The organism is Nostoc sp. DSM 114159, assembly GCF_053470285.1.
In genome coordinates, this window is record NZ_JBPFEH010000001.1 from 1900428 (window position 1) to 1923847 (window position 23420).

Consider the following 23420-nt stretch of genomic DNA (forward strand, 5'->3'; position numbering starts at 1 on the left):
TTCTCTCCTCTGCTCCCCTGCCCCCCTGCCCCCTGCTCCCTGCCCCCTGCTCCCCTGCCCCCTGCTCCCCGCTCCCCATCTCTCCACTTACCCAAGATACCGCTGCAATAAACCAATGAAAACTTCTGGTATTTCCAAATGAGGTAATATTCCGGTATCTGCGATCGCATAAAAATCTCGAATTGCTCTTGGATTTAAATTTGCCAAGCGTTGTCCTAATTTGATGTCGGTAAATTGTGCTTTTTCTCCCCAAAAAATGACGGTGGGAACTGTCAGTTGTTGGATATATAAACTCAGATCGAAGTAAAGATCGCCTCGCAAAAATGCTAAAGCAGCAAACTTGGCATTAGGTTGTTGTGCCGAGGTTAAATAAGCCTCCACTATCTCTTGAGATACTCGTTGTGACTTAGCAAAGAGAAAACTTTGTAAAAAATTTCGGACTGCGATTTCATTTTCAGCACCAAGCATATAAATAAAATTGTCCAACAGAGGCGCATTGATTACCGAAAGCGGAAGTCTGCGTCCAGCACCCTGCCCAAAATCATCAAATCCAGAGGGGGAAACCAAAAACAGTGTTTTGAATAAATTGGGTTGGACAATAGCTAGGCGAATAGCAAAAGCAGCTGTGAGAGATGAGGCTACAACCGTCACCGGCTGGCGACAAGTTTGGATGATAAACTCTGCGATCGTGCTGAGATAATCCCTAATTTTATAATCCCGCACTGGATGGGCCGACTCTCCCCAGCCGATTAAATCGGGGGCTAAAATGTGATAATTGGAGGCAAAAGCCGGGTAAACTTTAGACCATTCATAGGCAGACGCTCCCCCACCAAAGTTATGGAGAAATAGTAGTGGAGGTAAATCTTCAGTGTCAGCAATCGTCCAAGGTGCATTCGTTTGGGTATAGTAAACCATTGCTCCCAAGAATGTATGGATGACTTTATGCCCAAAGCCAGGAGGTTGAAACTGAAGCATAAAATTAAAAAGTTTAGTTTATTTGAATTTGCCTACAGTCAAACTAATTCAGGAGTCAAAATACATCTGTCTGAATAGCTAAAGAATCAGGAGAAGATTTGATGAATCAATATATAGCAAAATTCAGAAGTCAGAATGGGCTAAACCTTAGCTATCCGCTAACAGGAGTCAGAATGGACTACGCCCCATTCATAATTTACCCTTGCTTTTTTTCGGCATCTCCTGTGATTTGAACAAGTTGATGAAGGTTATCGCCACTAATATGATACGCTCCCCCAAAACCAACTACAAAGCGACCTTCACTTGGAGTTAGTCGGAAAATCCGAAAGTCAGACAAGCCGCGCAACACCTCGATAATTTCACCAAATCGCCCTTGAAATTGCTCAACAATTTGATTCCAATTGTCAGTTTCACGCTCTATCAAAGTTGCCGTACAATCAAAACTCAAACGACGACGGGCAAAAATTAGATTACTTTTAGCTTCATCCTCGATAAACAATACACTAACATGAGGATTGGCATAGAGATTTTTGGTGTGAATCGAAAGACCACTAACGTAAATGTAGATATTCTTGGAATCATCTATTACAAAGGGAGCATAACTAGCATTGGGTATTGCTTGTGCGCTCACAGTGCTAATAATTACACTCTCAAATGCTTCAGGAAACTTTTCGTACTCAGCTTGAATATTTTCAAGTTGACTCATAAGTAAATTACCACGCTTATTAGGAACACCTAATTAAGTATCTTAACGTGATTGAGCGATGTCTAGGATGGGCTACAGCTACGCATGGAATCCACAAAAAATAAAAGCGATCGCTCCCTTTAACTCAAGAGCGATCGCTAATTTTTGGATTACAGAATACAGCTTAAGCAGCAACAGGTTCCAACAATTTAATGTCAGAGAAAATAAATTCCTGAGTAGAAAATTGTCCTGCTGTCTCGGTGCGAATCTCCCGACGATTTAGGATGAAATAGTCGCCAACTTTTTCATACTCATCAACAAATTCGCTTCTACCGCCTTTTTGTTCCCCAGTTTTGGGGTCGTGGTACACAGAGTCATAGCGGTGAGACAAGTAGCCTTCGCCAGTGTCGTGACTGCTGAAGGTGTCAATGGTAACGTAAGTCCCGTGGATTAGACGGTGAACATGGCAGACTTCATTATTGCGGACTTTGTATTTATCGCCCTCAGCCTTACCACCCATTAAAAGCTCAACTGCACCTGTTTCGTCAGTTTTGCCATAACTAAACGTATTGGCGCTGTGAGTGTCTTCAAAGCTGCGGCGGACGCGGTGAATTGCTATCTCCCAGGCTTGACCATGAATTGCTTTCTGGGCTGACTCATCATCTACATCCAAAACTTCGGCTTTGAGATTGGCACTGATGATAACTTTGCCTGTAAACACTTTATCATCATGCTTATAGGTAATATTTGCAGTATAACCAGGGAAATTTTTGTCCCAAGTATAGCGGTTTTCATAAGCAGCCCGGAAAAGTTCCTGAGCAGAGAGTTGTGTAACTGTCATGTGCTTCTCCTAGTCGCTACTGTAATTAGCGTTTTAGTTTCCTTGGTATTAGCATAGAAGTAATTGTTGAGGCTTGGATAGTCCCCAACTGGGTACACTTATGGCTAATTCTCTACACGCTGTATTTCATGCGATCGCTAATGTCCAGAATGAGCAAGAGTTAAGACTCGCTCTCACGGATAAAATTAGCGAGCATTTTGGCGTGCAAAATTGGGGTATTTATCTCCTTGATGAGCAGCCAACCACTGAGATTAATCTTTCAGGCATTCCAGCAGTATGCTTAGAGAGCAATCCAGTGGGGCGCTATGTGGTTGAGCGTCATGCTCCCGCCCACGAACAGTTATTATTATCGCCAGGAGACTGGAAGCATTTTTGTTCGCGTTCTGACCACGAACACGTGATGACCGGGCCAATTGTTTGCGATGGTCGTCTTGTCGGAACCCTTAACTTGGCACGTGACAAGGGAAATCCTGCTTTTAATGGTAACGATTTAGCTGACTTGAGCGCTTTATGCATTCATTTGTCAGCAAAAATGGCAACCCTACGAACAAAACCCAAAATATCCAATTCCCTTTTAGTTAGTCCTTTGACAGCGCGTGAGTTAGAAATTGCCGAGTTAGTGGCACAGGGGTTAACGAATGCAGAAATTGGAGAAAAACTTTGGATTACGCAAAATTCTGTCAAACAAGCTTTAAAGAGGATGTTTCGGAAGTTGAAGGTTTCGGCGCGTGCAGAAATGGTAGCAAAGTTACAAGATATACAAGTTTCTTGAAGGAGGTAGAGGTAGGAGGCAGTGCATTGGTGTCAATTTAATTCGAGCAACAACCAACCACCTAAACGCCTTCTTTACAGTAATTATGTACTATATAATTGCGATCGCACTGTGCCAGTTGCGTAAGTCCTCAAGATGTTAGATGAATACCTCGGCTGAAAATGGGAAGATTCATCAGTACTACTTCTGACTCAGCACTAGCTTAACCCTAGCTATTTGCTAACAGCACCGATCATAATAATCCCTCCAATTCTGCAAACTTACGCAAACGCGGTAAACATTGGCGTTGATAAAAACTGCTTAATGTCGGAATTGACAACCTAAATTCCTCAGATAAATCTTTCCAGCTAACTTCTGGGGGTAAGCGTTTGAGAATTAACACCTGACAATTCACATCTGGACGCCCTTTAATGTAAGTACCGCGCAGTTCCCCATCGGAATCTGTCTTCGCCCATATCTCCAACTCTTCCAAAATCGGAGGTGCTTGGGGGGTAGCCTGTAGGTTATCTACAGGATCGATAGTAGGACTTACGCACTGAAGCCTGAAACCTTGATCCCCCCTAACCCCCCTTAAAAAAGGGGGGAACCTCTAAAGCCCCCTTTTTAAGGGGGTTGGGGGATCTGAGTGCGTAAGTTCTGGATAGTTTCACTTGTTCCACCGGATGTAGACTGACGAATTCTCAGAGGGACTGTTGTGGCCTGTTCTCGGTTCTGCTTAAGGTAAAAGTCTTGTAGTCTCCGTTTTAGGTAAGCATTCAGCCAGGTGATCACACTGCCATAATTTGGATCGTAGATTTGACCTGTCAAACCTTCACAAACATTGCGACAAAAATACAACCAAGTTTGTTGTAGTGCGTCTTGATAGTAGGGAGTAGTTTCCCTCCAGAGTCTATTTGCTGTCAAGCGAATAATTTGCGTGAGCAGCTTCTGACGCTGAGGGCTTCCAGGTAGGTGTCCACAGGCTTCTGTAACTAAGCGGCGTAGCTGTTCATCGAATTGAACCATGACAATCTTGGCGAAGAAAGCAAGAATATCTTAGTATTGCGTATAACAACACCTGAAGAATTACCTTTCGTCAAGATAAGTAGAAGGAGTGGAAAAAATCAAACTATGTTAATAAAAGTAAAGTAGGCTAAAATCCTCTTTCTTCCTGTCTCCTGCGGACGCTCTCTAAGAAACGACTTGCCCGATTTTATAAAACCTGTCTAGGTAATCATAGATAGCCAATGTGAGGAGTATTTTTTGAATTAACCTTACTAGAAAGGCAGAGGGCAGAGGGCAGCTATGCTGAAGTTCAGGAGTATCAATTAAAACTAAAGTTGCAGGGTATAAAGCTCAGTTAAAACTGATAATTATACCGAGACTGCTTGCAGCGAGGTATAAAACGTCCTTGTTTCAATCCCACTATGAGTAAGGGTGGGTTGCCTTCTGCCTTCTGCCTCCTGCCTTCTGCCTTCTGAATCCCCACTCTCCACTCTCCTTAATATAATCCCAGCCAGGATAGGACATTTTCCCACCAAGAATATCGCAGATTACCTACACTCAACTTCATTTTGTTGCGAATGTCTTGGATTTTCCAGTTGGTTAGTTTAGCTAGAGTTTGCGCCTCTTGTTCAAAACGTTTCGGTAAAGACTGCTTATATTCTCTACCAGCCTGACATTTGAGTTCCCCTTGGAACGGATGTTGCAAAACATAGCGTCCTTGAAAAGATTCACTGTTGGCAGTTTGTTGAAATATCAAATCTTCAGGGAATTTGTCGCGGGTATAGCGAACATGCAATCGAGAGATAAAGACGTTACTACTAGGAGAGGGACGACGAAAACTAGGTGGTACTGGCACATTGCTTGTAGAATTATCATCTAGCCAAAATACACCTGCTTGCTTGAGTTCTTCTGGAGTCAGGGGTTCAGCAGAACAAGGATCGCAACTACCCATATCCCAAGCGTATTCTAAAAAACCAACTTTTCTGTCTTCTTTGGTGTAGACAGTTTGAAACATGGATTTGTAGAATTCACCAAATTCATCTTTGACAAATAAAGGAATGTTCGCGTCGGAGGGAATTTTGACCGTCCGATAGTTAGTGATTTCTGCTTGTCCTTGGGGCGAGAGAATGTAGACAATTAAATCCTGCTCTGTCGTAGCATTGATCATGCCCAAACGAATTGGCAGCATGAATTTAGGTGATTGATAAGAAATTTGTAGCGGACGGAGAAACTGGTAGCCAGATTGCTCGAATTTATCTAAGTTGACTTTGGCAACAAAGAATTTCATTGAGGAGCGAATATAAGGCTGAAGTAACTGTTTCGCACCTCTGGGGATTTTGTAGCCATTGCGTTTAAGCCAAGTTTCCAGTCCACCAGATTCTTTCGCACTGAGGATCAAAATGTCGTATTCGCCAACGTTAAAACGTGCTTCAACCGTCACACCCAAACTAGCATCGCCCCTTGCATTCCCCGCCTCACTTCTCGGTGCTGCTGGCGCTGGTGCTGCTGATAACTCTCTATCGTACACTGGGGCACAAGGATCTGGGTCGAAATATTCAACCAATCGCGGCGCACTAAAAGCATCTAGCCGCTCGATAATCTTCGGTTCGGTGACACGAACTTGCTCTTTTTGCAGCACCGTTGGCACTGGTACTACCATTGCAAAATCTTTGACTTCGCCTTGAAAATCGTTTGCCATTGTCATAACAGTGCGATCGCCATCCCGTGCTATAACCACCTGAGAAGCTTTGTTATACAGTTTTGTATCAGCTTTGGCTACATAAAATCCACAAAATGCCCAAGCTGCGGGTGCAAAGCATAAAACAGCTACAATTGCTAATAATAATGGTGTTAAAAGCCGAAAAAATTTCATTATTTTATACCTCTACTTTTTTAGTGCTGAGTTAAGAGTAGAGACGCGATTAATCGCGTCTGTACAAGAGTTAGGAGTTAGGAGTTCTACTCCTACTTCCTCATCTTTCTCTTGCCAAGTAAACCTTGGGGCTAACCAGAAACCATCTAGGAGGATGCTCAACGGTGCAAGGGCAAATAGCGCCCAGAAAACTGCTGTGGAAACAAAGAAATAATTTCGCAGGATAAAAGTCAATCCAGCGATGCAAATTGCCCAAACTACACGCCCAATTCGGGAATTGGGAATCGATCGCGGATCGGTAATCATAAATAGGGCGAACAGCAGCAAAGATCCACTCATCAATCGATGCCAGTAAACATCCCAAGTCCAACCCAGCCAGAAATTGCGAATGGCTTCTAGCAAAGAGTAGGAACCTAAAAAAGCTGCTGTGGTGTCCCAGCGACCGATGCGCTGCAAAATCATGCCGCCAGTACCCAGAAATAATAGCCCATACCACCATTCTTCACCCCATTGTCCTGGTGAAACCCAAGCATCGGGGGTGAGAATCAAGGCAGATATAATGCCAAAATTGGCAGGATTGAAGAAATGCTTATCGCCGACTCGGAAGATAAATTTGCTAGCGATCGCAATTGCTGCGGCTATTGCCATTGTTGTCCAGTGGTCAGCCCGTAACAGTAAACTTAGTCCCAGTGAGGTAATTAAAGCACTGCGAAGATTCGGCATTTGTTTTTTGTCATTTGTCATTTGTCCTACCCTGCGGGAAGCCGCTAGCGCGTCTATGTCATTTGCTAATGACCAATGACCAATACTTCGACTTACCTCGGCTCCGCTCGGTACGAGTCGCTCAGTACAAGTGACTAATGACAATATCCATTGAGTTGTAAAACAAGTGGCGATCGCTACCCCAATCAATTCTGGTCGCAGCGTCCAATCTCGTGTACTGATTCCCAAGACTAGGAACAAGCCGAGAAATAGTATTTGATAATCTCGTATATCTTTGAGCAACATTACCCTTTTATTCAGGGATTCCCCGTAGATTTCTCATCAATTTAGACGAGTACTAGGTAAAATAGCATTGCTGTTACAGATTTTGTTACAAAATAAAGCATTGACAGACCAAAGCGATCGCTCTGATGTTTGAACTTAAAGATAACCAAAAAAGGTAGGGATGCGATCGTATCCCTACCTTTTTCAAGTTAATTAGCCGAAGTATAAAGATATGGAATAAAAGGAAAAGATTTATACCAGCACAACATCTAGATTAACTGAGAAGCCAGAAGGTTTGTTCTCAATGGTGGCGAATTGATCCCCTGCGAAGAATAAGCTACCATTAGTGCTGTTGTAGCTGAACTGGCTGTTAGAGCTAGCACCAAATGCAGACTTGGAAATCTGGATTTTGTCACCCTCTCTCCACTCGAAGTCTTTGATGATATCGATACCCTCGAATTTGCTATTGAAGACAAACTTATCTGCACCAGCACCACCTGTGAGTACGTCACTGCCATAACCACCAACGATGAAGTCATTACCCGCTCCACCACTGAGAACATTATTGGCATCATTACCAACAATCGTATCGTTGCCAGCTGTACCGATTAAATTCTCAATGCTGACTAAGGTATCGGTGAGAGGAGAATTTCCCGGAAACCTAACTACACCAGTGGAGAGATTGGCATCAATTGGACCAGAGAAGAAAGCGTAAGATGTGGTATCAGTTCCAGCACCACCATCAATGGTGTCAAAACCAAAGCCACCATCGATGAAGTCATTACCTGCTCCACCGCTAAGAACATTATTGGCATCATTACCAACAATCGTATCGTTGCCAGCTGTACCGATTAAATTCTCAATGCTGACTAAGGTATCGGTGAGAGGAGAATTTCCCGGAAACCTAACTACACCAGTGGAGAGATTGGCATCAATTGGACCAGAGAAGAAAGCGTAAGATGTGGTATCAGTTCCAGCACCACCATCAATGGTGTCAAAACCAAAGCCACCATCGATGAAGTCATTACCCGCTCCACCACTGAGAACATTATTGGCATCATTACCAACAATCGTATCGTTGCCAGCTGTACCGATTAAATTCTCAATGCTGACTAAGGTATCGGTGAGAGGAGAATTTCCCGGAAACCTAACTACACCAGTGGAGAGATTGGCATCAATTGGACCAGAGAAGAAAGCATAAGATGTCGTATCAGTTCCAGCACCACCATCAATGGTGTCAAAACCAAAGCCACCATCAATGAAGTCATTACCCGCTCCACCACTGAGAACATTATTGGCATCATTACCAACAATCGTATCGTTGCCAGCTGTACCGATTAAATTCTCAATGCTGACTAAGGTATCGGTGAGAGGAGAATTTCCTGGAAACCTAACTACACCAGTGGAGAGATTGGCATCAATTGGACCAGAGAAGAAAGCGTAAGATGTGGTATCAGTTCCAGCACCACCATCAATGGTGTCAAAACCAAAGCCACCATCGATGAAGTCATTACCCGCTCCACCACTGAGAACATTATTGGCATCATTACCAACAATCGTATCGTTGCCAGCTGTACCGATTAAATTCTCAATGCTGACTAAGGTATCGGTGAGAGGAGAATTTCCCGGAAACCTAACTACACCAGTGGAGAGATTGGCATCAATTGGACCAGAGAAGAAAGCGTAAGATGTGGTATCAGTTCCAGCACCACCATCAATGGTGTCAAAACCAAAGCCACCATCGATGAAGTCATTACCCGCTCCACCACTGAGAACATTATTGGCATCATTACCAACAATCGTATCGTTGCCAGCTGTACCGATTAAATTCTCAATGCTGACTAAGGTATCGGTGAGAGGAGAATTTCCCGGAAACCTAACTACACCAGTGGAGAGATTGGCATCAATTGGACCAGAGAAGAAAGCGTAAGATGTGGTATCAGTTCCAGCACCACCATCAATGGTGTCAAAACCAAAGCCACCATCAATGAAGTCATCGCCATTACCACCAAATAGTTTGTCATCACCATCCAAGCCTCTGAGGGTATCGTTGTCACTACTGCCGAAGATAACATCATTGCCATTAGTTCCGGAAAAATTAATTGCCATGAGAGTTTATCCTGAATAAAGAGTAATTGTTAATATCAGGACTTACAATTTGCCAAAAAGACAATTATGTGAATAAGGCTGTAATTTTCTTTTCCACCTACTTTTATGACTGCGATATTTCCTGTCGATCTGATAACTAAAAAAATAAGTTGAGTCAGCTAGTGCTTCGCCACACAAACTTTGCGTGGTGGCAAGCTCTTGGGCAGAGGTGCAAAGGGGCAGGGGGGAAAGAACTTGTACAAATCTCTCCTCTGCTCCCCTGCACAAGCGCCGACCTCCACAAGCGCAATTTTAGGGAAAGCGAACTACTAGGCAGGAATAGATCGTGAGTGGAAACTATATTTCCAACTTGCAAATAGGAACAAGGGAAAACTTCTTAATATTAGAAGGAGGGCTAATTCATATAATTGTCTATTTATACAGCGTGTAAGTTCTAGATATAAGACTGTTAAGTGTGCGAATCACGCTTAACAGCCACATATTAAGTAATCAGTTTAGTTAGGCAAGATTACGGAAAAAAGAAAAAATTTTATGCAGCTAGCTCCCCTCTTCCCAATTTTCTACCGCATTCTCCAGCCGAGTTTTCCCAACTGCCTTTGGGCTGGAAATCCCGGTTCTAAAACGATCGCACTCACATTTGATGATGGGCCACATCCGCAATACACACCCGAAGTCTTGGCAGTGTTAGATCGTTACAAGATTACAGCGAGTTTTTTTTGGTTGGGTGTTTGCGTCAACCGTTCACCAGCTATTGCTAAAGCCGTTAGCGATCGCGGACACTGGATCGGATTGCATGGCTACGATCATCGCTCTTTTCCCATGCTTTCCCCAAATGACTTGAAGGACAGTTTAGAAAAAACCCAAGCTGCCATTTATAAAGCCTGCAACCTGCAACCTCAACAAGTGCGAGATGTCCGTCCCCCCAATGGTTTATTTACACCTGCTACTTTAAAATTGTTTTCTCAGTGGAATTACCGCCCAGTTATGTGGAGCGTTGTACCTGAAGACTGGGTGCGACCAGGTGTCACCACTGTGGTACAGCGAATTATGGAGCAGGTCAAAAATGGTTCAATAATTGTTTTGCACGATGGTGCTTGCGGTGGAGAAGATGTTGCTGCCACAATTCAAATTCTCATTCCGCAACTGCTACAACAAGGTTATAAGTTTGTAACTGTTGATACTCTGTGGCAGCAAGCTAAGACAAACTAAAGTACTAGCTGATAAAAATGTAGCGCTGGCGTGTTTAGTACTCAAACTTAGCGATCGCTTATTTACATATTTTGCATAGCAAATGTTTATCTGCGATTACGACATTGTAGCGGATAGCGCTTACCCCGCCATGTCGTCCAACCATCTGCTATTTTAGTACGACTGTTGTATTTGAGATACCAGTTATCTTGCTCTGTACCTAAATAACGAATACCTAAATCCTGTTTTTGTCTGCTGGAAAAACGTTTTCCTAGAGGAACCCACGCACTACCATTATCACTAAACCGTCCGACGAGACGGACACCAGAAGTAGTAGAGCAAACATTACCATTACAACTAGTTTGTGGGTCATCAACTACTTTCCACTGCATTTTTGCTGGTCTACCGTCAATATTACAATCCCAAAGACCAAAGAACCACTCACCAGCAATTTGACTGGCTTTAACATGACTAGATGCCAATACCAAACTTGCAGGAACAATCGCCAAGCCCAAAAGCCATTTTGTGATGTTTTTCATAATGCTTCACCAATTCCTTAAGCTAATCTATGCTTTCTATTCACTTACACTTTCTATTCACTTATAGATATCAGTATTACTATTTATGCAGATAATAAAAGTGTAAAGATTTTATATTTTTTGTGCATAGACTGCGACACCTTCCTATTTGTACAATTGAACGGATTAATCAATTACAAATGGGTGAACTGTTATACAGCAGATTTCAAATAAAGTGAGGTACACAACGATTCGTCTATTACGCAGGTATAAAGCTAGGACTTACGCACTGAAGCCTGAAACCCCGATCCCCCCTAACCCCCCTTAAAAAAGGGGGGAACCTCTAAAGCCCCCTTTTTAAGGGGGTTGGGGGATCTGAGTGCGTAAGTTCTGAAAGCGTGTTTTACTCTTGTTAGCGCAGCGGGGCGTAGCCCATTCTGAATTCTGCTGTATTTAACTAACGAATTTCAAAATCTATCTGACCTGAGTGCATTGCTCTTATACACTGAGGATAATTCAGAACTTCTAAAAGTAAAAATTGAATGCATTAACCTAATACCAAAACTTATCCAACTGCGTTTATTGTTTAATATGACCGCAGAATGGCATGAAGATTTTTTTACATTTTCTAGTCTGGAGTATCAGCTACTAAAGGCTGATATCCCAGTGGCTGATGCTAGTTCCTAGAGTTGATGTGTGGCGAGAAAAGCTTCGACTTCAGCAGCAGTAGGTTGAGAAGCGATCGCACCTGGTTTAATAGTAGTCAGCGCTCCAACAGCGTTGGCATAAGTGACAATGCGTTTTGCTGTTTCTGCATCCCGCAAGCTGTGGATACCATACTTACTCAGTTGGTGGATGAATCCTGCTAAAAAGCTATCTCCTGCGCCAGTTGTATCAACTACAGGAATAGAAAACGAGGGTAATTTGCCTTCGTTCTCACCTAGACAATAAGTGCAGCCGTTTTCCCCATCTGTCACCAGTACCCCCTCAATCGAAGCTAGACGGTAAGTAATAGCTCCGGGATCTGCGGTTTCAAATAGCCATTCAGCTTCTTCTTTGGAGAGTTTGAGGAAATCAACTCGCTTAAATAATTCTGGAATTTTTTGATGGGCGATGTTTGGCTCTTTCCAAAATACAGGACGCCAGTTAACATCCAGCACAATTTTTAAGTCGTAATGTTCTGCTAACTCTAAAGCGCGGTTGATTGCCTCTTCACTTTCAGGATAGGCTAATTCCAAAGTACCCAAAACCAGAAAATCTGCTTCTTGAAACAGCGAATCTGACAATTGTTTAGCTTGCAAGCGAGTATCGGCAAATTCTGCGGTATCGTACTGACCAAATCCGGCAAAGGTGCGATCGCCAGCCAGATCCCGTGTAACATAAACTTGCCGCGTTGGTGCTGTGGGATGACGTTGTACTCCCGTAGTCTCTACACCTACATCTTGTAATAGCTTGACCAGTGCATTTCCTGGTTCATCTTCGCCAACAGCTCCGATAAATCCCGCTGACATTCCCAGCTTGACTAAAGCACAGGCTACATTAGCTGGTGCCCCTCCTGGGTAAGGAGTCCAAGATTTCACTTCTTCCAGCTTTAGCCCTAATTGATCGGCTAAACAATCAAACAAAATTTCACCAAGGCACAAAACACGAGGATTGCTCATCTCATTTTCAATTTTAGATTTCGATTTGGGATTAGGAATTTACAGTATAAAATCTACAATAGTTTTTGCTAATCTGTCGCCAGTCCTTCATAGAATTAAATAGCAATTTTTACTACTTATATAGCGTGTATATGCTTCTAATTCTCGCTTTTTTATCTCAGTGCTTAGACAATATATTTGTCAAAATAAGCTATATTTATTACATGAGATTTAGCGTGGTTTAGATTTTTAGCAACTTGAAATCCAAAGAAAATATTGACAATCATATTACTGCTAACACTTGAAACCCCTACCAAGAAAAGAATCTTCTAGAATTAGAAAGAGCGATTAAGTACATATACCAAGGGAGGATAGAAATAGTCATGGCTGGTGGCAAGTCTGAGACCCCCGTTAGTCTGTCAGACAGAGAACTGCAAATTATCGACTTAGTAGCCGCTGGCTTAACTAACCAAGAGATTGCAGCAAAACTGGAGATTAGCAAGCGTACAGTTGATAACCATATCAGTAATATTCTCACCAAGACTGAGACAGATAATCGAGTAGCCCTTGTCCGCTGGGCTTTACAGTGGGGCAAAGTCTGTTTGAATGATGTCAATTGCTGTACTCTGCCTAACCAGATTGAATAAACTAATTTACTAGTAGAAGCTTAATTGCTTTAGTCTAGTAAATTACAAGCCAATTTTGAGTTTTACTGATTGTTCCCCTCCTTACGCCTAAGTTTTCAGTGTGAACACTCTACCAAAAGTTCCAAGTCCTTCACTCAGCCGGAGTTTATGTAAGTGGAGCCAGCTGACCCTCGGACTCGGAAACTAAAAAGATCGGAATTCCTTCTCAAATTCAGCAGAACAGATATAGGACTGGGGATTAGGGAGAAGCATCTACAATAGACTTCTTGGCATTTGTCGGGATAAGGGGCAGGGGGAAGGTGGGGCCCCCTCTGGGGATAAGGGGCGGGGGAAAAGGTACTGCAAAAGTCCCTTTCCCCTTTAACCTTTACCCTTTTCCCTAAGAGTGCAAAAAGCACAAATGCCAAGAGGTCTAATGCCCCATGCCCCATGCCCCATGCCCCATACCCTAACAAAACAATCATCTACAAAAATTAGCAACAATTCAGTAGTGCAAGCGTTACATTTGAAAGAAATCTATGTTGCCCCATCGGCATTGGGAGTAGTGTTCCAATGAATACTTCCGCTTCTTTTCAGGGTAGCTCGTCTCCCTTTGAATTTTTTAACTTTGGTTTTACGATACCTGTATCTGAGAAAGTTCCGAGTCTTGAAGATCGATTTTCAGACTTTCCGCAACCTACACAAGATGCCGACTTACTCAGACAGTTATCGTTTATTCCAGGGTTGAAAGAAATTTTGATGCTGCGGCAGGTTCATGCTTTAGAACATGCTACGGTTTGGGTTCTTAGCGAATCAAAAAACGCCTATCCTGCTACAGGACAAGCCACTAACGTTCAACTAGATAATGAACTATTAGGCGGTTTATCTACCGATCGGGGATTTTACCTCTACGGTGAAGTAAATATTAGTGATTTGCGGCGTGCGATCGCACTTGCTCGACATCGCATCACCAGTGGAGAATGGGATTTGGCTGTACATCCCCGTTGTGGCACAAATTTGTCAGTAGCAATGCTCTTAACAGCTGGACTAGCTGTAGGTGTGCATCTGTTGCTACCATTTCGACCAATTGAGCAACTTATAGGTTTAGGATTAGCAGCGACGACAGCCGCGGAAATCGCACCTGATTTAGGTTCTATGGCACAGCGTTACCTAACAACTGCCATTCCTTTTAACCTAGCAATTGAAAATATTACTCGTACACGCGATGTTTGGGGGCGTGAGGCACATTTTGTGAAAGTAGGCTGGCAAGAATGAAAAGGGCAGAGGGGTAGAGGAGAAATCAATTCAAAATTCAAAATTCAAAATTCAAAATTCAAAACTTGTACTGAGCGTAGTCGAAGTATTCAAACATTTTAGAACTTCTGACCCCTGCCTCCTCTTTCCCAATTCCCAATGCCCAATGCCCAATCCCCTAAAAAAATTATGAGAAAACTTTACTTCTTACTTCCCGGTACAGATAGCAAATTTGCCTGTGGTGGTCTTTGGGCTGAGTTAAAAGCACTTAATCTAGCTCAGAATTTCTGTAGTGCTGATGTTGTAACTTACCGTCAAAGGGAAAAAGATAAGCTTTTTATTGATGATTTGCTAAAAGAGAAAAATTTAAATGATGTAATTTTTGCGATCAGTTGGGGATTTGATATACCTCAACTCGTGGCGAAACTTAAGCAATACAATATTGTTTACCATGCACATAGTCCAGGTTATTCATTTAGGCTACCTGCAAGTATTCCAATCATAACTGTTAGCCGCTATACAATGGGATATTGGGGAGAAAAATCACCCCATTCTCTGATTTATTATTTGCCCAATCAAATCTCTGATGAGTTTCAAAATTTAGGGTTGGAACGGGATATTGATGTTTTAGTTCAAGCTCGGAAGTCTTCAGAATATTTAATTAAAGAATTGATTCCAGCGTTGCAAAAACGTTGTAAAGTATTGGTTGTTGACTCATACATAGAGGATCTACCTGGACTATTCAACCGAGCTAAGGTTTACCTCTATGATTCTGCTGAGTACTGGGCACAACAGCGCGTTAGTGAAGGATTTGGTCTACAACCAATGGAAGCTCTCGCTTGTGGCTGTCAAGTATTTTCTAGTGTCAACGGTGGACTAGCTGATTACTTAGATCCTGGATTTAATTGTTATAAAATCGCTGGATATTCCCAAGAGTATGATGTCCAACGGATTATGAAGGTGATTGAATCTTCAGTAGTTTTTAACTTATCTGAAGATTTTTTGGTTGAGCATCGGACTGAAAATATTATTAAGCGTTTCCAAATTATTGTGGATGAGTTAAATGATTTTTTCGATCACAAGATTCAGCAGCCATCTAATATTAAGAGTTTGACGAAAACACGGATGGCGAAATTACTTGCTCAGAAGATATACGGAAAGTTGAAGAAGAAATATTTTAAGTAATGGAAACGTAGACGTGTAGAGGCTTGTCGCAGGCTACCGCTGAGACACTGAAAACACAGAGAGAAGAGAGGAAATTGAATGAATCGGCGGTTATTAGTTACTGGGGGTGCGGGGTTTATTGGGGCAAATTTTGTCCATCATTGGTGTCAGGTTTATCCAGGCGATCGCGTGGTGGTGTTGGATGCGCTTACCTACGCGGGAAATCGTCTGAATTTGGCGCCCTTTGAGGGAAAAGAGAATTTTCGGTTTGTGCAGGGGGATATTTGCGATCGCACCACCATAGACAACCTATTATCAACGGAAAATATTGATACCATCGCCCATTTTGCCGCAGAATCTCATGTCGATCGTTCGATTCTTGGGCCAGCTGCTTTTGTACAAACTAATGTGGTGGGAACTTTCACTCTGCTGGAAGCTTTTCGACAACATTGGGAAGCGAAAGCACAACCATCCGATTATCGTTTCCTGCACGTTTCTACTGATGAAGTTTACGGTAGCCTGGGTGCAGATGACCCAGCTTTTTGTGAAACCACACCCTATGCTCCCAATAGTCCCTATTCAGCTTCCAAAGCTGGTAGCGATCATTTAGTCCGTGCTTATTATCATACTTATCAACTTCCAACGATTATCACAAATTGCTCTAATAACTACGGGCCTTATCAGTTTCCCGAAAAACTCATTCCCCTGATGTGTATCAACACATTGATCGGGAAACCATTACCTGTTTATGGTGATGGTAAAAATGTCCGGGATTGGCTTTATGTGGGCGATCATTGCCGTGCTTTAGATGTGGTAATCAATCATGGTCAACCAGGAGAAACATACAATATTGGTGGCAATAATGAGGTAGAAAATATTAACCTCGTCCAACTTTTATGTCAAATGATGGATGAATTAGCACCTGATTTACCAGTATATCCAGCCAAACAGTTGATTACTTTTGTCAAAGATAGACAGGGACACGACAGGAGATATGCAATTAACGCGAACAAAATTAAAACTCAGCTTGGTTGGACGCCTTCAGTAACAATTGCTGAGGGTTTACGTTTAACAGTTGAATGGTATCTCAATCATCGTGATTGGTGGGAACCTCTGCTGTCTGAAGAATATCAAGCTTACTATCGCAAAAATTATCTTTAACCCACATTCTGCACCCAATAGTATCACCATCGATAATTACTGTTGTTACCAGTAGGCTTTTGCGTCCTCAATGTCCTGAACCTGTGTGCTTTTGTCGTCTCCACACAGTATGACAATAATATTTTCAGCATCTTCGCCGCACTAACTTTCTAGAGAACCCCAAAATTGGAATCTTCAACTGGTTTCAATAAATTATCAGGCTGCCACAGTTTATCTAGATAATGACTATCCTTGAATATAAGGGAATCAGATCAACGTAAATTGCCAGCAGGTGTTAAGATGCTGCAACCAGAACAAATATTACAAGATCGTTATCAAATCCAGCGCCAACTCGGCAACAATGGAATTCGTCAAACTTGGCAAGCATTGGATTTACAAGCCTCTGATGGCGAAAATTCGACCGTTGTGGTCAAACTTTTGGCCTTTGGCGGTACTGTGCAGTGGGATGACCTGAAACTTTTTGAGAGGGAAGCACAAATCCTTAAACAGCTAAATCATCCCCGCATCCCTCGATATATAGATTATTTTTGTATCGACGATCGCACACTTTGGTTTGGCTTAATCCAAGAATATATTCCTGGTGAGTCGCTTAAGGATAAACTTGCTGTTGGCAAAAGGTTTAGTGAAAAGCGAGCGAGAAAAATTGCTGTTGAGGTTTTAAATATTCTCACCTATCTACATGAATTGAATCCTGGAGTGTTGCATAGAGATATTAAACCAAGTAATTTAATCTGGGGCGACGATAATCGGATTTATTTAGTTGATTTTGGCGCAGTTCAAGATAAAGCCGCAAAAGAAGGCGTTACTTTTACCGTTGTCGGTACTTATGGTTATGCCCCAATGGAACAATTTGGTGGTCGAGCTGTTGCGGCTTCAGACTTATATGCACTGGGAGCGACTTTGATTCATTTGCTGACTGGAACTTCCCCCTCTGATTTACCCCAGCAGGATTTGCGACTGCAATTTACAGACCGAGTTAACCTCAGTCCCAGTTTTGTCAGTTGGCTACAAAAGTTGATAGAACCCGCTCCCGAACAAAGATTTACTAGTGCCACCCAAGCGCTGAATGCTCTTAAATCTGGACTGACTGTCAAATCTGGAAAGAGGAATGAACTTTTGCCGCTAAAAGAAATAATCAACAATTCTGGATGCGGGATTAATAATCACAATGAAACAGTTCCAGAGGAAATTCTCGGTTGGAATTGGGGTGCTTTTCTGATGCCTTGGTTGTGGATGTGGCCGAATCAAGTGTGGTATGGTTTATTCTGTTTTGTACCTAATGCCTGGTGGATAATGGCGATCGCACTTGGTGCAAAAGGCAATGAATGGGCTTGGAAAAGTAGGCAGTGGCGCAGTATTGAACAATTCAAAGCCCATCAAAGAGGGTGGGCGATCGCTGGTATTCTACTTGGAGCACCCATTAGTATTATGTTATGGGTGCGAGCGATCGCTTTGCTGAAATCTGTATTTTAAGGCAGTCTTTTGCGTAAATATCAAGCGAAGATTTCTTAGGCAGATTATGTATAAGGGTTCAGCAAATGGTTCAAATTATTCAAGGAAAAGATATCACCCTAGCCCAACTAATTGATGAATTTGGCTTACAACTTGCAGACAACGAAGATTTTTTTTCAGAGGATGTTTTAAAAGAGAGGGGCTGTTGTAAGAAAGCTCACAAGGCTTATGCTGAGATTTGTAGAAAACAGCACCTTGTGAGCGAATGACTAAAGCATACCGTAGCAATTTGACATGGGAACAGTGGGAATTAATTGCAGACCTATTCCCAGGAGCAAAGCCAGGTGGTCGTCCCCGAAAATTAGCCTTATTTGCGGTGGTGAATGCGATTCTCTATGTATTGTGTGAGGGGTGTACGTGGCGAGGTCTACCAGGTGATTTTCCCGCCTGGTCAACGGTTTATGGTTATTTTTGGAGATGGGGTAAAGATGGTACATGGTTGAAAGTTCACGATCAACTCTACCAGTGGGTGAGAGTAGACGCGGGGCGTGAACCTAGCCCATCAGAAGCAGCAGTTGATAGCCAGTCAGTAGAAACAGCAACGATGATCTCTATTGATGTTGGTTACGACGCAGGTAAAAAAATTCATGGGCGTAAACGCCATTTGAGTGTAGATTTACTGGGTCTAGTTTTACGGGTTTTGGTAACATCGGCTAGTTTTCCAGAACGTGAAGGCGCGAAAAAAGTCCTCAGCCGAGTTCACAATACAGGCAATCAAGTAAAACGGTTGAACACTATTTGGATGGATGGAGGATACCGAGGAGAAGAATTTATGCGGTGGGTGATGGATATGTTTCGCTGGATTGTAGAAATTGTTCTTAGACCCTTGGAAAAAAAGGGTTTTGTTCATTTACCAAAGCGCTGGGTTGTTGAGCGAACTTTCGGGTGGCTTAATTGGTGTCGGCGTTTAAGCAAAGATTATGAAAGATTACCTGAAACTTCCGAGATATTTATCTATATTGCCATGATTCGTATTATGGTCAGACGACTGGCATAATTTTTGACTGGTTTTGACTTTTAAAACATCCTCTCAGAATGGCGGCATGATTTACCTGAGTTGAGTGACTTAGAAAAGCAATCTCTCAACGAAGTCAAGGCAGAATATTTGCATCTATCGAAATATCCTATTTTGGAACCTGTAGTCAAAATGGTGGTGCTATCTCCACTATTATGTCTAGCAGGTTTTTATCAATCACCTTTCTACATTGCCTCAGAACAAGAGGTAAAAATATCTTCAGAAGACGAAGGCACAATTATCAGAGGACGTATTGACATATTGGTGTTGCATCCTCCATTTTGGGTTCTCGTTATTGAGGCAAAACGAGCAGATTATTCGTTAGTGCCAGCAATTTCACAAGCATTAGCTTATATGTTGGCAGATGCAACTTCAGCTAAACCTGTTTTTGGCTTTATCACCAATGGTAATGAATTTAGATTTATCAAACTGCTAAAAACTGAAACTCCACAATATTCTCTATCTGATTTGTTTGCTTTGGATAGTCGTGATGATATATATATTGTCCTGAAAGTGTTAAAGCACCTAGCTCATTTAATTCGTAATTCGTAATCTTGTAGTGGCGTGACAAGACTAAAATAGTGCATTAGCTTGACTCTTGTGGGATGGGCGTCTCGCCCGTCCGTGCGGGCTTTTCGGCCCACACTACAAGAAAATTTATTGCAACATTTTAGCCTTGACACGCTACTACAAATATTCTTAACGACACAAAAACCGTCCCTCTCCAACTCGGAGAGGGACAGACTTGAACTTTAGTTCAAGGCAGGGAGAGGTTCGTCAAACTCACCTTAAGTTGACTACCCCACCAATTCCATTTCTAACTACTAACTTGCGATTCAATTACACCCACGGGACAAGATACGTTTGTCCCGCCTAAACCACAATACCCGTTGGGATTTTTAGCCAGATATTGCTGGTGGTAAGCTTCAGCGTAATAGAATTCCGGCGCATCCAAGATTTCTGTAGTAATCTTGCCATAACCTGCATCGTTGAGGGCTTGTTGATAAGCTTCCCGCGATGCTTCTGCTAGCTGCTTTTGATTTTCGGAATATACATAAATTCCCGAACGGTATTGAGTGCCAACATCATTACCTTGACGCATCCCTTGGGTAGGATTGTGGCTTTCCCAAAAGACTTTCAGCAGTTCGGCATAACTAATTACTTTGGGATCGAATACAACCAACACCACTTCATTGTGACCGGTTCGCCCACTACATACCTCTTCATAAGTGGGGTTGGGTGTTAAACCAGCAGCGTAACCGACTGCGGTGGTGTAAACTCCTTTAAGTTGCCAGAATTTGCGTTCTGCACCCCAAAAACAGCCCAAGCCAAAGATTGCCTTCTCTAATCCATCGGGAAAAGGAGGTTGTAAGGGATTCTTATTGACATAATGAGCGGCGGGTACTGACATAGATTGTGCCCTTCCTGACAAAGCTTCTTCAGGTGTGGGCATAACTGACTTTTTGCCAAATCCGAATAGTGCCATTGATTTTGACTCTGATATATATCTTTACCTTATTTACTATTGTAGGACTTACGCAGAAGAGATCCCCCAACCCCCTTAAAAAGGGGGCTTTTAAGATTCCCCCCTTTTTAAGGGGGGGGCTAGGGGCTTTCAAGGGCAGGCTTTTAGGCTTTCGATAAATAGTTGAGAATGTTCTCAATTATTGAACGTAGTTTTAAGTTCTCAGACAATGGTTTTGGTTTTAAAATCCCAAAAATTTGTCTAATCAAAAAAACCTGCCCCAGAAAGCCCCAGAAAGGGGGCTAGGGGGGATCAAGCTTTCAAGTTTTCAGTGCGTAAGTCCTGTATTGTAAAGATTCTGGCATCGCTTGGGATTTTCTCAGAGCCAGCCTTGGACTGTGTTGATCTTTACAAAAACAGTGCTGAAATCAAGCTCTTGCCTTCAGCGCCTGTTTTGCAATCCTACTAACCCAGCCTTGCGAATCATTGCTTAACCGCTCCAAAATTGAAATCGGTGTATTGATATTTGTGGCTACATTTGCCCGAATACTGTAGTCGGCATGAATTGCTAATTGTTCTAGCAAATAGACGGGGGTATTGGGATGAGCAGCGATAGCGCCTAGACCATCAATCGTATTTGCATGTTGCGTTTGGTTGATTTTTAGATAAAGCTTCTCTAGCCCATCTGAGGGTGTATTGGGGTTTTTAGCGAGATTTCTGAAAAAATCAATGCTTACAAATTTAGCTTGATAGTCTATAAGTGCAAGCAACATAGTGGGTGGTGTTTTCAAAGACAATGCGATCGCATCCACTACAATATATTCATTCATCTGCAACAGATTTTCTAACACTTTTGGCGTGATGTCAGAACGTTTTAGCAATTCAAGCGCACTTTCTTTATACTGTCGAATTTTGGCTCCATTAATTGGCGAGACTCGCTGACGTTGCTTAACCAAGAACTCTGCAAAAAACTCTAGAACGGTAGAGGTTGCATTGGGATGGCTTGCGGCTTTGAAGGGTACATCTTCATCTGTATCCTGCGCGAGTTTTTCTAAAACCTTTGCAGGGGTTGAGGGATGGGTAGCAACCAATCGCCGGACAGAGACTCGTCGATCGCTAGCTAACCGCTCTAGCAAGTCGATGGATGTTCCAGGTTTTCCCTCGATAAAATTGATGATGGCGATCGCAGTTTCGGAAACATTTGGATGGTTCTTGACTAGATCGCGAATTTCTTTCTCATTTTCTCCCGCTAGTTTTTCCAATATTGCGCTTGGTGCTTGAGGATTTCGAGCAATTGTTTTATGTAAACCTCTCCAATCTGCAAACGTATTGAGCAGGGATAAGGGTGTTTTGGGGTTCTCAGCGATCGCTATTTTGATATTCCAGCTTCCATCCTCGGCTAGTTGAAGCAATAACGATTCAGAAGTATTCAAATTTTGAGCGATCGCGGTAAAGAGTCCATCAAAATCAGATTCATCAGCATTTTCGTGATCGCAGAAAAGAGGCGGGCCTTCTACTACAAGTCGTTCCAGGATGTGAAGAGGTGTCTTTGGATTTCCAGCCACAGCACAAAGAATTTCCTTATCCTCGATTTTGGATAACTGAGCGATCGCACTTTCACTAGTTGTTGTGCTACGCGCTAAAGAGAGTCTAACGAAATGACTCTCAGGATTTTCCAGCAGCAAAAGATTGAAAATCGGGTTCGCCGTAATTGCGTCTGGAAACTCCTTACCTAATTTCAGCAACACTTCAGTAGGCGTATTCGGATTTTTAGCTACAGCCTCACGAACTTCTGGCTGAGGATGCAAAGATAGCTCCTCAAGCACCACAACCGAAGTTTCAACAGCCGAAGCTAATGCAAAATCGTTGTCATCAAGCATAGTAAAGATTTTTATAGATATAGAATGAGTTTTCCCAAAATCTAAGGACACTTTTAGATTAGACTTTTACGAAACTTCATCAATATTACGAATACTTTTAAAGAGGAACTTGGCGTCAGACAGCTACATTATGGATAAAATACCGAAAATTGACCGTCAAAGGGAACATCAAGCCAACGAACGGACATTTCTGGCTTGGTTACGCACTTCTATTGCATTGATTGGCTTTGGTTTTGCGATCGCGCGATTTGGTATATTTCTGCGCCAGTTGAATATTACTATTACTCAACAAGAACCTCCGGTAAGTCCATTATCTAGCTCGGAAAATTTGGGTATTGCTTTGGTAATTTTTGGAATTTCGACTATCGCCTTAGCTGCATGGCGATACAACCAAGTTTTCTGGCAAATTGAAGCAGGGAACTATAGACCAAATAGGTTAATGGTTTGGATAATGGCTGGAGTTGTAATTCTTTTGGGATTTTTCTGTATTCCTTTACTCCTATGGCGGGATAAAGTACCTTCTCGTTCTCCGCTTCCCATTCAACCACAGTCTCGAAATTTGCATTAAATACAGCAGGAGTCAACCAATTTTAGATTTTATACCAATTTTTTATGAAGCTGCATATAATTCGATCCCCCCTAGCCCCCCTTAATAAGGGGGGAACCGGAAAAACATCTATCAAAGTCCCCCTTTTTAAGGGGGATTTAGGGGGATCAAGATATATGGAACTTCACATTAAATTGGTATTAGATTTTAGATTTTGGATTAAA

At 42.5% G+C, this 23420-nt stretch carries 21 protein-coding genes and 1 pseudogene; 11 read left to right on the top strand and 11 right to left on the bottom strand.

The window, feature by feature from the left end; all coding sequences use genetic code 11:
• Window positions 1-87: 87 nt before the first annotated feature.
• The 3 genes from ACR5KR_RS07645 to ACR5KR_RS07655 form a co-directional block, all read right to left on the bottom strand.
• Entirely contained in the window at window positions 88-975 is an 888-nt protein-coding gene (locus tag ACR5KR_RS07645; RefSeq protein WP_448266050.1) for an alpha/beta fold hydrolase, read from the bottom strand.
• A 196-nt stretch (window positions 976-1171) separates the two neighbouring features.
• On the bottom strand, window positions 1172-1681 hold the full coding sequence (locus ACR5KR_RS07650) for a HugZ family pyridoxamine 5'-phosphate oxidase (protein WP_322712154.1): 510 nt from the start codon (window positions 1679-1681) through the stop codon (window positions 1172-1174).
• 163 nt (window positions 1682-1844) lie between these two features.
• Entirely contained in the window at window positions 1845-2501 is a 657-nt protein-coding gene (locus ACR5KR_RS07655) for a DUF3386 domain-containing protein (protein ID WP_448266051.1), read from the bottom strand.
• A gap of 100 nt (window positions 2502-2601) precedes the next feature.
• On the opposite strand from ACR5KR_RS07655, the gene ACR5KR_RS07660 reads away from it, so the two are divergent.
• Window positions 2602-3273, top strand: a complete 672-nt coding sequence (locus ACR5KR_RS07660) for a LuxR C-terminal-related transcriptional regulator (protein WP_322694953.1) — start codon at window positions 2602-2604, stop codon at window positions 3271-3273.
• 232 nt (window positions 3274-3505) lie between these two features.
• On the opposite strand, the pseudogene ACR5KR_RS07665 reads toward ACR5KR_RS07660, so the two are convergent.
• From ACR5KR_RS07665 to ACR5KR_RS07680, 4 genes and pseudogenes are all read right to left on the bottom strand, one after another.
• Window positions 3506-4278, bottom strand: a pseudogene (locus tag ACR5KR_RS07665) (sigma-70 family RNA polymerase sigma factor).
• Window positions 4279-4753: 475 nt separating this feature from the next.
• Complete coding sequence (locus tag ACR5KR_RS07670; RefSeq protein ID WP_448266052.1) at window positions 4754-6130, bottom strand: DUF2330 domain-containing protein; 1377 nt, start codon at window positions 6128-6130, stop codon at window positions 4754-4756.
• A gap of 12 nt (window positions 6131-6142) precedes the next feature.
• The gene (locus ACR5KR_RS07675; protein WP_448266053.1) at window positions 6143-7138 is read right to left on the bottom strand and encodes an RnfABCDGE type electron transport complex subunit D; all 996 of its coding nucleotides are present in this window, start codon (window positions 7136-7138) and stop codon (window positions 6143-6145) included.
• Window positions 7139-7369: 231 nt separating this feature from the next.
• Window positions 7370-9226, bottom strand: a complete 1857-nt coding sequence (locus ACR5KR_RS07680) for a hypothetical protein (RefSeq protein ID WP_448266054.1) — start codon at window positions 9224-9226, stop codon at window positions 7370-7372.
• A 531-nt stretch (window positions 9227-9757) separates the two neighbouring features.
• Between ACR5KR_RS07680 and ACR5KR_RS07685 the strand changes: the two genes are divergently transcribed.
• Entirely contained in the window at window positions 9758-10435 is a 678-nt protein-coding gene (locus ACR5KR_RS07685) for a polysaccharide deacetylase family protein (protein WP_448266055.1), read from the top strand.
• An 86-nt stretch (window positions 10436-10521) separates the two neighbouring features.
• Here ACR5KR_RS07685 and ACR5KR_RS07690 read toward each other — a convergent pair whose 3' ends face one another.
• Together ACR5KR_RS07690 and ACR5KR_RS07695 are read right to left on the bottom strand one after the other, a co-directional pair.
• Window positions 10522-10953, bottom strand: coding sequence for a DUF6006 family protein (locus ACR5KR_RS07690; protein ID WP_448266056.1), 432 nt, complete (start codon window positions 10951-10953; stop codon window positions 10522-10524).
• A gap of 662 nt (window positions 10954-11615) precedes the next feature.
• Entirely contained in the window at window positions 11616-12593 is a 978-nt protein-coding gene (locus tag ACR5KR_RS07695) for a carbohydrate kinase family protein (protein WP_445627068.1), read from the bottom strand.
• Window positions 12594-12955: 362 nt separating this feature from the next.
• Between ACR5KR_RS07695 and pedR the strand changes: the two genes are divergently transcribed.
• The 8 genes from pedR to ACR5KR_RS07735 all read left to right on the top strand — a co-directional run bounded on the left by pedR (window position 12956) and on the right by ACR5KR_RS07735 (window position 19856).
• Window positions 12956-13219 carry a photosynthetic electron transport-dependent transcriptional regulator PedR gene (gene pedR, locus ACR5KR_RS07700; protein ID WP_292870113.1) on the top strand — a complete coding sequence of 88 codons (264 nt, stop codon included), beginning with the start codon at window positions 12956-12958 and terminating at the stop codon, window positions 13217-13219.
• Between the two features lie 552 nt (window positions 13220-13771).
• Entirely contained in the window at window positions 13772-14473 is a 702-nt protein-coding gene (locus tag ACR5KR_RS07705) for a DUF6391 domain-containing protein (protein WP_445627067.1), read from the top strand.
• Between the two features lie 168 nt (window positions 14474-14641).
• The gene (locus ACR5KR_RS07710) at window positions 14642-15637 is read left to right on the top strand and encodes a glycosyltransferase (RefSeq protein WP_448266058.1); all 996 of its coding nucleotides are present in this window, start codon (window positions 14642-14644) and stop codon (window positions 15635-15637) included.
• Between the two features lie 78 nt (window positions 15638-15715).
• Window positions 15716-16777 (top strand): dTDP-glucose 4,6-dehydratase, encoded by a 1062-nt coding sequence (gene rfbB / locus ACR5KR_RS07715; protein WP_445627065.1) that lies wholly within the window; start codon window positions 15716-15718, stop codon window positions 16775-16777.
• Between the two features lie 279 nt (window positions 16778-17056).
• Window positions 17057-18250 carry a serine/threonine protein kinase gene (locus ACR5KR_RS07720; protein WP_448266059.1) on the top strand — a complete coding sequence of 398 codons (1194 nt, stop codon included), beginning with the start codon at window positions 17057-17059 and terminating at the stop codon, window positions 18248-18250.
• Between the two features lie 65 nt (window positions 18251-18315).
• Entirely contained in the window at window positions 18316-18498 is a 183-nt protein-coding gene (locus ACR5KR_RS07725; RefSeq protein ID WP_448266060.1) for a hypothetical protein, read from the top strand.
• Complete coding sequence (locus tag ACR5KR_RS07730; RefSeq protein ID WP_448265250.1) at window positions 18495-19286, top strand: IS5 family transposase; 792 nt, start codon at window positions 18495-18497, stop codon at window positions 19284-19286. The genes ACR5KR_RS07725 and ACR5KR_RS07730 overlap by 4 nt, the downstream gene beginning before the upstream one ends.
• A gap of 60 nt (window positions 19287-19346) precedes the next feature.
• Entirely contained in the window at window positions 19347-19856 is a 510-nt protein-coding gene (locus ACR5KR_RS07735) for a type I restriction endonuclease (RefSeq protein ID WP_448266061.1), read from the top strand.
• A gap of 265 nt (window positions 19857-20121) precedes the next feature.
• On the opposite strand, the gene msrA is transcribed toward ACR5KR_RS07735, so the two are convergent.
• The gene (gene msrA, locus ACR5KR_RS07740) at window positions 20122-20790 is read right to left on the bottom strand and encodes a peptide-methionine (S)-S-oxide reductase MsrA (RefSeq protein WP_448266062.1); all 669 of its coding nucleotides are present in this window, start codon (window positions 20788-20790) and stop codon (window positions 20122-20124) included.
• A gap of 407 nt (window positions 20791-21197) precedes the next feature.
• Complete coding sequence (locus tag ACR5KR_RS07745) at window positions 21198-22649, bottom strand: hypothetical protein (protein ID WP_448266063.1); 1452 nt, start codon at window positions 22647-22649, stop codon at window positions 21198-21200.
• A gap of 130 nt (window positions 22650-22779) precedes the next feature.
• Between ACR5KR_RS07745 and ACR5KR_RS07750 the strand changes: the two genes are divergently transcribed.
• Window positions 22780-23217, top strand: coding sequence for a YidH family protein (locus tag ACR5KR_RS07750; RefSeq protein WP_445627061.1), 438 nt, complete (start codon window positions 22780-22782; stop codon window positions 23215-23217).
• Window positions 23218-23420 lie beyond the last annotated feature (203 nt).

Excerpts from the sequence above, each read along its gene's own strand:
- ACR5KR_RS07690 (WP_448266056.1), bottom strand. The coding sequence starts at position 10,953 with ATGAAAAACATCACAAAATGGCTTTTGGGCTTGGCGATTGTTCCTGCA.
- ACR5KR_RS07680 (WP_448266054.1), bottom strand. The coding sequence starts at position 9,226 with ATGGCAATTAATTTTTCCGGAACTAATGGCAATGATGTTATCTTCGGC.
- ACR5KR_RS07650 (WP_322712154.1), bottom strand. The coding sequence starts at position 1,681 with ATGAGTCAACTTGAAAATATTCAAGCTGAGTACGAAAAGTTTCCTGAA.
- ACR5KR_RS07660 (WP_322694953.1), top strand. The coding sequence starts at position 2,602 with ATGGCTAATTCTCTACACGCTGTATTTCATGCGATCGCTAATGTCCAG.
- ACR5KR_RS07645 (WP_448266050.1), bottom strand. The coding sequence starts at position 975 with ATGCTTCAGTTTCAACCTCCTGGCTTTGGGCATAAAGTCATCCATACA.
- ACR5KR_RS07675 (WP_448266053.1), bottom strand. The coding sequence starts at position 7,138 with ATGTTGCTCAAAGATATACGAGATTATCAAATACTATTTCTCGGCTTG.
- ACR5KR_RS07710 (WP_448266058.1), top strand. The coding sequence starts at position 14,642 with ATGAGAAAACTTTACTTCTTACTTCCCGGTACAGATAGCAAATTTGCC.
- pedR (WP_292870113.1), top strand. The coding sequence starts at position 12,956 with ATGGCTGGTGGCAAGTCTGAGACCCCCGTTAGTCTGTCAGACAGAGAA.
- ACR5KR_RS07670 (WP_448266052.1), bottom strand. The coding sequence starts at position 6,130 with ATGAAATTTTTTCGGCTTTTAACACCATTATTATTAGCAATTGTAGCT.
- ACR5KR_RS07685 (WP_448266055.1), top strand. The coding sequence starts at position 9,758 with ATGCAGCTAGCTCCCCTCTTCCCAATTTTCTACCGCATTCTCCAGCCG.
- ACR5KR_RS07750 (WP_445627061.1), top strand. The coding sequence starts at position 22,780 with ATGGATAAAATACCGAAAATTGACCGTCAAAGGGAACATCAAGCCAAC.
- ACR5KR_RS07720 (WP_448266059.1), top strand. The coding sequence starts at position 17,057 with ATGCTGCAACCAGAACAAATATTACAAGATCGTTATCAAATCCAGCGC.
- ACR5KR_RS07705 (WP_445627067.1), top strand. The coding sequence starts at position 13,772 with ATGAATACTTCCGCTTCTTTTCAGGGTAGCTCGTCTCCCTTTGAATTT.
- ACR5KR_RS07655 (WP_448266051.1), bottom strand. The coding sequence starts at position 2,501 with ATGACAGTTACACAACTCTCTGCTCAGGAACTTTTCCGGGCTGCTTAT.
- rfbB (WP_445627065.1), top strand. The coding sequence starts at position 15,716 with ATGAATCGGCGGTTATTAGTTACTGGGGGTGCGGGGTTTATTGGGGCA.
- ACR5KR_RS07725 (WP_448266060.1), top strand. The coding sequence starts at position 18,316 with ATGGTTCAAATTATTCAAGGAAAAGATATCACCCTAGCCCAACTAATT.
- ACR5KR_RS07730 (WP_448265250.1), top strand. The coding sequence starts at position 18,495 with ATGACTAAAGCATACCGTAGCAATTTGACATGGGAACAGTGGGAATTA.
- msrA (WP_448266062.1), bottom strand. The coding sequence starts at position 20,790 with ATGGCACTATTCGGATTTGGCAAAAAGTCAGTTATGCCCACACCTGAA.
- ACR5KR_RS07745 (WP_448266063.1), bottom strand. The coding sequence starts at position 22,649 with ATGCTTGATGACAACGATTTTGCATTAGCTTCGGCTGTTGAAACTTCG.
- ACR5KR_RS07695 (WP_445627068.1), bottom strand. The coding sequence starts at position 12,593 with ATGAGCAATCCTCGTGTTTTGTGCCTTGGTGAAATTTTGTTTGATTGT.